Raw genomic sequence first — 6,106 nt, forward strand, 5'->3', positions numbered from 1 at the left:
GGTCCTGGCGCTGCGCGGGGCGGCCGAAGCGGCGGTGGAGCTGGCCAGAGCGCGGCTGGAGCCCGCGCTGCGGCGGGCGGCGGAGGAGCGGCTGTTCGCCGCCGCCCTGGGCGTGCAGCTGGCCGACTTCGACGACGCCGACTTCTACGACGGCCTGCACCGGGCACGCGACCGCGGGCTGTTCCACCTCGACCGCGCGGTGGGCAACGCCATCGACCTGCTCGGCGCCACCTGCGGGGTGACGGCCGCGGCGGTCGGGCTGGCCGTCCTGCACCCGCTGCTGTTGCCGCTGCTCGTGGCCGGCGTGATCCCGGAGGCCTGGGCGGTGCTGAAGGCCGCTCAGCGCGGATACGCGGGCATGAGACGCATGGTCACGCTGAACCGCCGGGTGCAGATGCTCTCCGAGCTGGCCACCGAGCGGGAGCCCGCCGGCGAGTTGCGGGCCTGCCAGGCCGAGCCGTACGTGCTGGCCGAATACCGCCAGGTGGCGGACGTGCTGCAGGAGCAGGAGACGAAGGTCGGGCTCTCCATGGCGCGGGTCAGGACCGCGGGCCGCGCGATGGCCGGCCTCACCATGGCCGGAGTGCTGGCAGCACTCGGGCTGATGCTGCACGCCGGCTGGATCGCGCTGGCCGGGGCGGGCACCGCGGTGATCGCCGTGAGGGTGGCGGCGGCGGCGCTGAGACAGCTCGCCCAGGCCGCCAATCACCTGTTCGAACAGTCCCTGTACGTGGCCGACTACCACGACTTCCTCGCCGACGCCGACGTCAGGAAGCGACCGGCGGGCGGTACGGCGGCACCGCGCTCTCCCGAACGCATCACCCTGCACGGCGTCGGCTTCACCTATCCCGGCAGCCGGCGCCCCGCGCTGCGCGAGATCGACCTGACCATCCACGCCGGCCAGACGATCGCGCTGGTCGGCGAGAACGGTTCGGGCAAGACCACGCTGGCCAGGCTCCTGGCCGGGCTCTACCGGCCCACCAGCGGCATGGTGCGGTGGGACGGGCTCGACAGCGCCGACCTGGACCCGTACACCTTGGCCGACCGGGTGGTCCTGGTTCCGCAGCACCCCGTCCGCTGGCCCCACGACGCCAGGACCAACGTCCGCATGGGCCGCCACGACCGCCCGGACCCGGCAGACCACGCCCTGCGCGAGGCCGCTTCGCTCGCCGCGGCCGACGATGTCATCGCCGGCATGCCCGCCGGATGGCACACCCTGCTGTCCAAGCACTTCAGGGGCGGTCACGAACTGTCGGCAGGGCAGTGGCAACGCCTGGCCGTGGCCCGCGGGCTGTTTCGCGACGGGTCCCTGCTGATCTGGGACGAGCCGACCGCGCCGCTGGACGCGAAGGCGGAGTACGCCGTCTACGAGACGCTCCGCAAGATCGCGGGGGAACGGACCGTCCTGCTCATCACGCACCGGCTGACCAGCGTACGGCATGCCGACCGCGTCTACCTGCTGCACCAGGGGCGCATCGCCGAGGAGGGCACGCACGAGGAACTGCTGGCGCTGCGGGGGCGCTACGCCGAGCTGTACGCGTTGCAGACCGGGAAGCCCGCCCGCCGATGACCGGCCCGCGCATGATCCATCCCGGCGAGCCGGGCTACCAGGCCAGGCGCAAGGCCTTCCTCGGCACGCTCACCGAGGAACTGCCCACCGCCGTGGCCTGTTGCGCCTCGGAAGCGGACGTCATGAGCGTTCTGGAGCTCGTCCGTGCCCGCGGCACGCCGTTCGCCCTGCGTGGCGGCGGCCACAGCTTCGCCGAGCACTCTTCCACGACCGGGCTGCTCGTCGACCTCAGCGCGATGAAGGAGATCGAGGTCGGCGCGGAGAGCGTGCGGGTGGGCCCCGGTGTGCGGGTCGGAGAGCTGGCCCGGCGCCTGGCCGAGAACGGGCGTATGGTGCCCTGCGGCTGGTGTCCCACGGTCGGCGTGGCCGGAGCGGTCCTGGGCGGCGGATACGGCGTGTTCAGCCGCCTGTACGGGCTCGGCGCCGACCATCTGCTGGCGGCGCGGGTGATCCTTGCGGACGGGCGGCGCGTCGAGGCGGGAGACGACTTGCTGTGGGCGCTGCGCGGAGCCGGCGGCGGCAACTTCGGCGTGGTCACGCGGATGACGCTGCGCACCCGGCCCATCGTGCCGGTCACCACCGTCCAGGCCGTCTGCGACTTCGGCCGCGCCGCCGATCTCGTCGACGCGTGGCAGCATTGGGCGCCCGAAGCGCCGGACGAGGTCAACCTGGAGATCGCGGTCGTCTCCGGCGACGAGCCGGAGGAAGCGCCCTACACCGTGCTCTTCGGCATCGTCGCCGGGCCGGAGCAGTGGGCCAGGAAGCTGGTCGGGGATCTCGCGCCGCTGGACCGCCTCCGGCTCACCCGGCTGGAGGGCGCCGCGGCCGCCTGCCACCACGCCTACGCCGACGGCGGGGAGGGCGCCGTCACGGAGCTGCCGTACGGCGAGCGGCCCGGGCTGCGGCTGAACAAGTCGGGCTTCTTCGACGGACACCTGCCCCGGACGGCCATCGAGGACCTGCTGGGACGGCTGGCCGCCGACCGCGTGCGCGGCGAGATCCGGGATCTGGAATTCGTGCCCTGGGCGGGTGCCATCGCCCGCGTCGCCCCCGGCGCGAGCGCCTTCGTCCACCGCGCCCCGCGCTTCCTGCTCAAGCAGGCCGTGCAGGTCGGATTCCGCGCCACCGACAGCCGCAGACGGGACGCGCACGCGTGGTTGTGCCGGTCATGGGAACGGGTGTCGCCATGGGCATCCGGCGCGGTCTACCCCAACTACCCCGACGCCGACCTGGAGAACTGGGCGCAGGCGTACTACGGGAGCAACCTGTCGCGGCTGCGGGAGGTCAAGGCCGCCTACGACCCCGACGGCCTGTTCCGCTTCGCCCAGTCCCTGCGCTGAAGAGACCGCGACGGGCGCCCCCCGGGCCGTCGTGCCCCCGCCCGACCCGGTGCGCCTCGGCAGGACCTCCTGCGTCATCAGGAGGAGCACGGGGAGTTCACCGAAGAGGAGTTGGCCCAAGCCCGTTCGAGGATCTTCGGGGCGGCGGGTCCCGGCGGTCCGGCGAGCGCGGCGTGATCGCGCACGTCGAAACCGTCGTCCTGGACTCGCAGGGGCTCGCCGCCTGGATCGCCCAGGACCGCAGAGTCCTCGCCATGTGCCAGGTGTTCCATACCATGGGTGCCGACTTCGTCATCGGCGCCAACACCATCGTGGAGATCAGCCACACGCGGGTGAACATGCCTCGGCTCCAGTGGACTCTCTCCCGCGTCAAAGTCGAGCCGGTGACCGAGAGGGCGGCGAAGGCGTCCGCGGACCTGCTCAAGGCCGCGGGTCTGCACGGCCACAACTACGCCATCGATGCCACGGTCGCCGAGGGGGCGCTGCGCCAGCCCCGTCCGGTGGCCATGCTGACCCCCGATGTCGACGACTTGGCCCGGCTGTGCGGCGACAGCGTCCGGCTCATCGGTCTCTGAACACGCGACGTGCGGGGTCCCGCGGGGTGAGGCCGCACGTGAGGTCGTGTTCGAGGGTCCGGGCGTAGGACTCGACGCCGGCCACGATGTCGATCGTGTCGGGGTCGAGCAGCCACTGGGTCTGCAGGCCGTCCAGGGTCGCGATGATCTCGGCCGCCTTGGCCGCGGGGTCGAGGTCCGGGCGGGTGACGCCGGCGGCCTGCGCGGAACGGATGGCCTCGGCGACGATGGCGCGCATCGCGCGGTATCGGTCGACGAAGTGCCGGTGGCCGGGCGCGTCGGGTTCGAGGCTCTCCGCCACCAGTACGGTGAACAGCTTGGCCAGCCCGGCCCGCTCCCTGTTGCGGAGCGCGAACTCCGGCATGGCCCGCAGCCGCCCGGCGGGCTCCATGCCCAGCAGTTCCATCGCGAACGCCTCGCTGTCCAGGTCGCGGCGCTCGATCACCGCCAGCAGCAATCCGGCCTTGTTGCGGAAGTGGTGGAGGAGCCCGGGCTCGGTGATGCCCGCCCGCGCCGCGACGTCGGCGAGCGAGGTGCCGCGGTAGCCGTGGCGGGCGAACATCTCGCCCGCGATCGCGATGATCTCTTCTCGCCGCCGGCGAGCGCGCTCCTGCCTGCTCGGGGCTTGCCTGCTCGGGGGCACGGTGTTAAACGTAGCAGGTTCGCTTACCGAGGACTAGGTAAGCGAATCTCCACGAGCCGGTGAGGTGTGTGTCGATGTCCTACAGACGCGAGTGGGTCCGAGCGTTACCGATCGCCGTGGTCACCTTGCTGGCCGGCCTGCACGCGGGGCCGCCTGCGCACGCCGCGCGGCGCGAGCCGGTCATCCTGGTCCACGGCTGGAACGGGGAGCCGGGCCAGTTCGCCCGGATGAAGGCGGCGCTGAAGCGGGCCGGGCATCCGGCGTACGCCATCGACCTGCCCGGCGAGGAGAACATCGCCAACGCCGAAGCCATCGCGAAACTGGTGGCGCGGGTGCGGCGGAAGCACGGCGGCGGCAAGATCAGCATTGTCGGCCACAGCATGGGAGGGCTGTCCGCGCGCCACTACCTGAAGTTCCTCGGCGGTGCCGGTGAGACGCGGAGCTACGTCTCGATGGGCACCGGCCAGCGCGGTTACGCGCCGGCCTGCCTGCTGCCGTCCGAGCAGGGCGGGCAGATGTGCCCCACCGGCGGCTTCATCAGGCGGCTCAACAGCGGCGACCCCACGCCAGGTCCGGTCCGCTACACCCTGCTGGCCAGCTCGCTCGACGAGACCCGCGACGACACGATCGACGGTGTCTGGTGCGGGGCCGAGTTCGCCGGGGTGCGCCACGCCGACGAGCCGAGGACGAGGGTGTTCATCGACGCCGTCCTCAGTGCCCTGGACGGGCGGTGCCCGTCCTGAACGCCCTTGAGGTATCAGGAGGCGAGGACGCGGGCCAGGGCGTGCAGGGTCTCCAGTGGGGTGCCAGGGGGCGGGGAGACGCGGAGGACGGGTTCGCGCAGGTCCAGCGGGGCCCGGGCGGTCGGCACGACGCTGACCAGCAGGGACTCCGCTGACGCCCGGGCAGCGGCGTGCTGGGCGGTGTCACCTGGCGGGGGCCTGAGCGTGACGAGGGCGGACGGCTCGTCGAGCGGCTCGGCCACGCGCCAGCCACCCGCCCCGTCGAGCAGGCCGCGTGCCGTGCGGCCCAGGGCGGCCAGGTGCGCGTGAACCTCGGCCGGGCCGAGCGCGTGGTGTTCGAGCACCGCCACGCCGAGCCCGATCCGGGCGGCGATCGATGCCTCCGAGCTCTCGTACCGTGCGGCGCCCGGCAGCGGCACCGGCAGCGGGACGTCCGCCGGAACGTCCTCGCCTCCTGACACCTCCACGCCGGGCAGCGGCAGCGCATCCTCGCCACCGCCCCCCTCGTTCCAGTGGTGCGTGCCGAGAGTGGGGGCGGCGGCGTCCATGGCGGGCGTGGGGTCGGGCACGATCAGGAAGCCGACGCCGCGCGGCCCGGCCAGCCACTTGCGCGAGGTCCCCACGTACGCGCTCGCGCCCGTCCCGCGCACCTCCACGTGCCCGAGCGACTGGCAGGCGTCCAGCACGAACGGGACCTCCGCCGCGCGGCACAGTGTCCCGATCTCCGCCGCCGGTTGCACGACGCCGCGGTGGGAGCCGACGTGAGAGACGACCACCAGGTCCAGCCCGGCCACCAGCGCGGCCAGCAGACCCGCCAGGTCGAGGCGCGAGTCGCCGTCCACAGGCAGTTCGACGAGGCTCCAGCCACGCCGGGCGGCCAGGTGGCGCAGCAGCATCAGCGTGCTGCCGTACTCGGTGCGCGTGTGGCCGACGCGGCTGCCCGGCGCGAGCCGCCACCCGCCCAGCAGCGCCGCCATCGCCGCCGTCCCGCTCTCCAGGAACGCCACGTCCGCGGGGCCCGCGCCGACCAGGGCGGCCAGGGCCGACTTCGGCGCGGTGAGGTCCGGGACGGCCGCGTAGCCGCCGTGTTCCCGTTCGAGCCGCAGGTGCGCCACGACCGCGTCGAGCACCCGGTCGCTGCTCACGTTGCAGCCGGCCGCGTCGAGATGCCCGGGCGGCACCACGCCGCGCGCCCCCCGCCACGCCTCCGCGATCCGCGCCACCCGCCCGTTCCC

6 protein-coding genes are annotated in these 6,106 nt (G+C 73.5%); 4 read left to right on the top strand and 2 right to left on the bottom strand.

The features are described 5' to 3' along the window. From DQW85_RS29370 to DQW85_RS29380, 3 genes are all read left to right on the top strand, one after another. The coding region (locus DQW85_RS29370; RefSeq protein WP_113703095.1) for an ABC transporter ATP-binding protein at positions 1-1,570 on the top strand (1,570 nt) is incomplete at its 5' end. Continuing rightward, positions 1,567-2,910, top strand: a complete 1,344-nt coding sequence (locus DQW85_RS29375) for an FAD-binding oxidoreductase (protein ID WP_113703096.1) — start codon at positions 1,567-1,569, stop codon at positions 2,908-2,910. The genes DQW85_RS29370 and DQW85_RS29375, both read left to right, overlap by 4 nt. Positions 2,911-3,083: 173 nt before the next feature. Beyond that, complete coding sequence (locus DQW85_RS29380) at positions 3,084-3,485, top strand: DNA-binding protein (protein WP_113703097.1); 402 nt, start codon at positions 3,084-3,086, stop codon at positions 3,483-3,485. On the opposite strand, the gene DQW85_RS29385 is transcribed toward DQW85_RS29380, so the two are convergent. Then, on the bottom strand, positions 3,472-4,128 hold the full coding sequence (locus tag DQW85_RS29385; protein ID WP_162795471.1) for a TetR/AcrR family transcriptional regulator: 657 nt from the start codon (positions 4,126-4,128) through the stop codon (positions 3,472-3,474). The two genes, DQW85_RS29380 and DQW85_RS29385, sit on opposite strands and share 14 nt — an antisense overlap. A gap of 74 nt (positions 4,129-4,202) precedes the next feature. Between DQW85_RS29385 and DQW85_RS29390 the strand changes: the two genes are divergently transcribed. After that, a complete protein-coding gene (locus DQW85_RS29390) occupies positions 4,203-4,871 on the top strand; it encodes an esterase/lipase family protein (protein ID WP_113703099.1) in 669 nt (222 codons plus the stop codon). Positions 4,872-4,885: 14 nt separating this feature from the next. Here the strand turns inward: DQW85_RS29390 and egtE are convergent, their stop codons facing one another. Further along, entirely contained in the window at positions 4,886-6,094 is a 1,209-nt protein-coding gene (egtE, locus tag DQW85_RS29395) for an ergothioneine biosynthesis PLP-dependent enzyme EgtE (RefSeq protein WP_113703100.1), read from the bottom strand. Positions 6,095-6,106 lie beyond the last annotated feature (12 nt).

It is taken from the genome of Nonomuraea lactucae (assembly GCF_003313395.1).
Lineage (GTDB): Bacteria > Actinomycetota > Actinomycetes > Streptosporangiales > Streptosporangiaceae > Nonomuraea > Nonomuraea lactucae.

Bases quoted from the DNA above. Each gene is read 5' to 3' on its own strand.
- DQW85_RS29375 (WP_113703096.1), top strand. From the start codon at position 1,567: ATGACCGGCCCGCGCATGATCCATCCCGGCGAGCCGGGCTACCAGGCC.
- DQW85_RS29390 (WP_113703099.1), top strand. From the start codon at position 4,203: ATGTCCTACAGACGCGAGTGGGTCCGAGCGTTACCGATCGCCGTGGTC.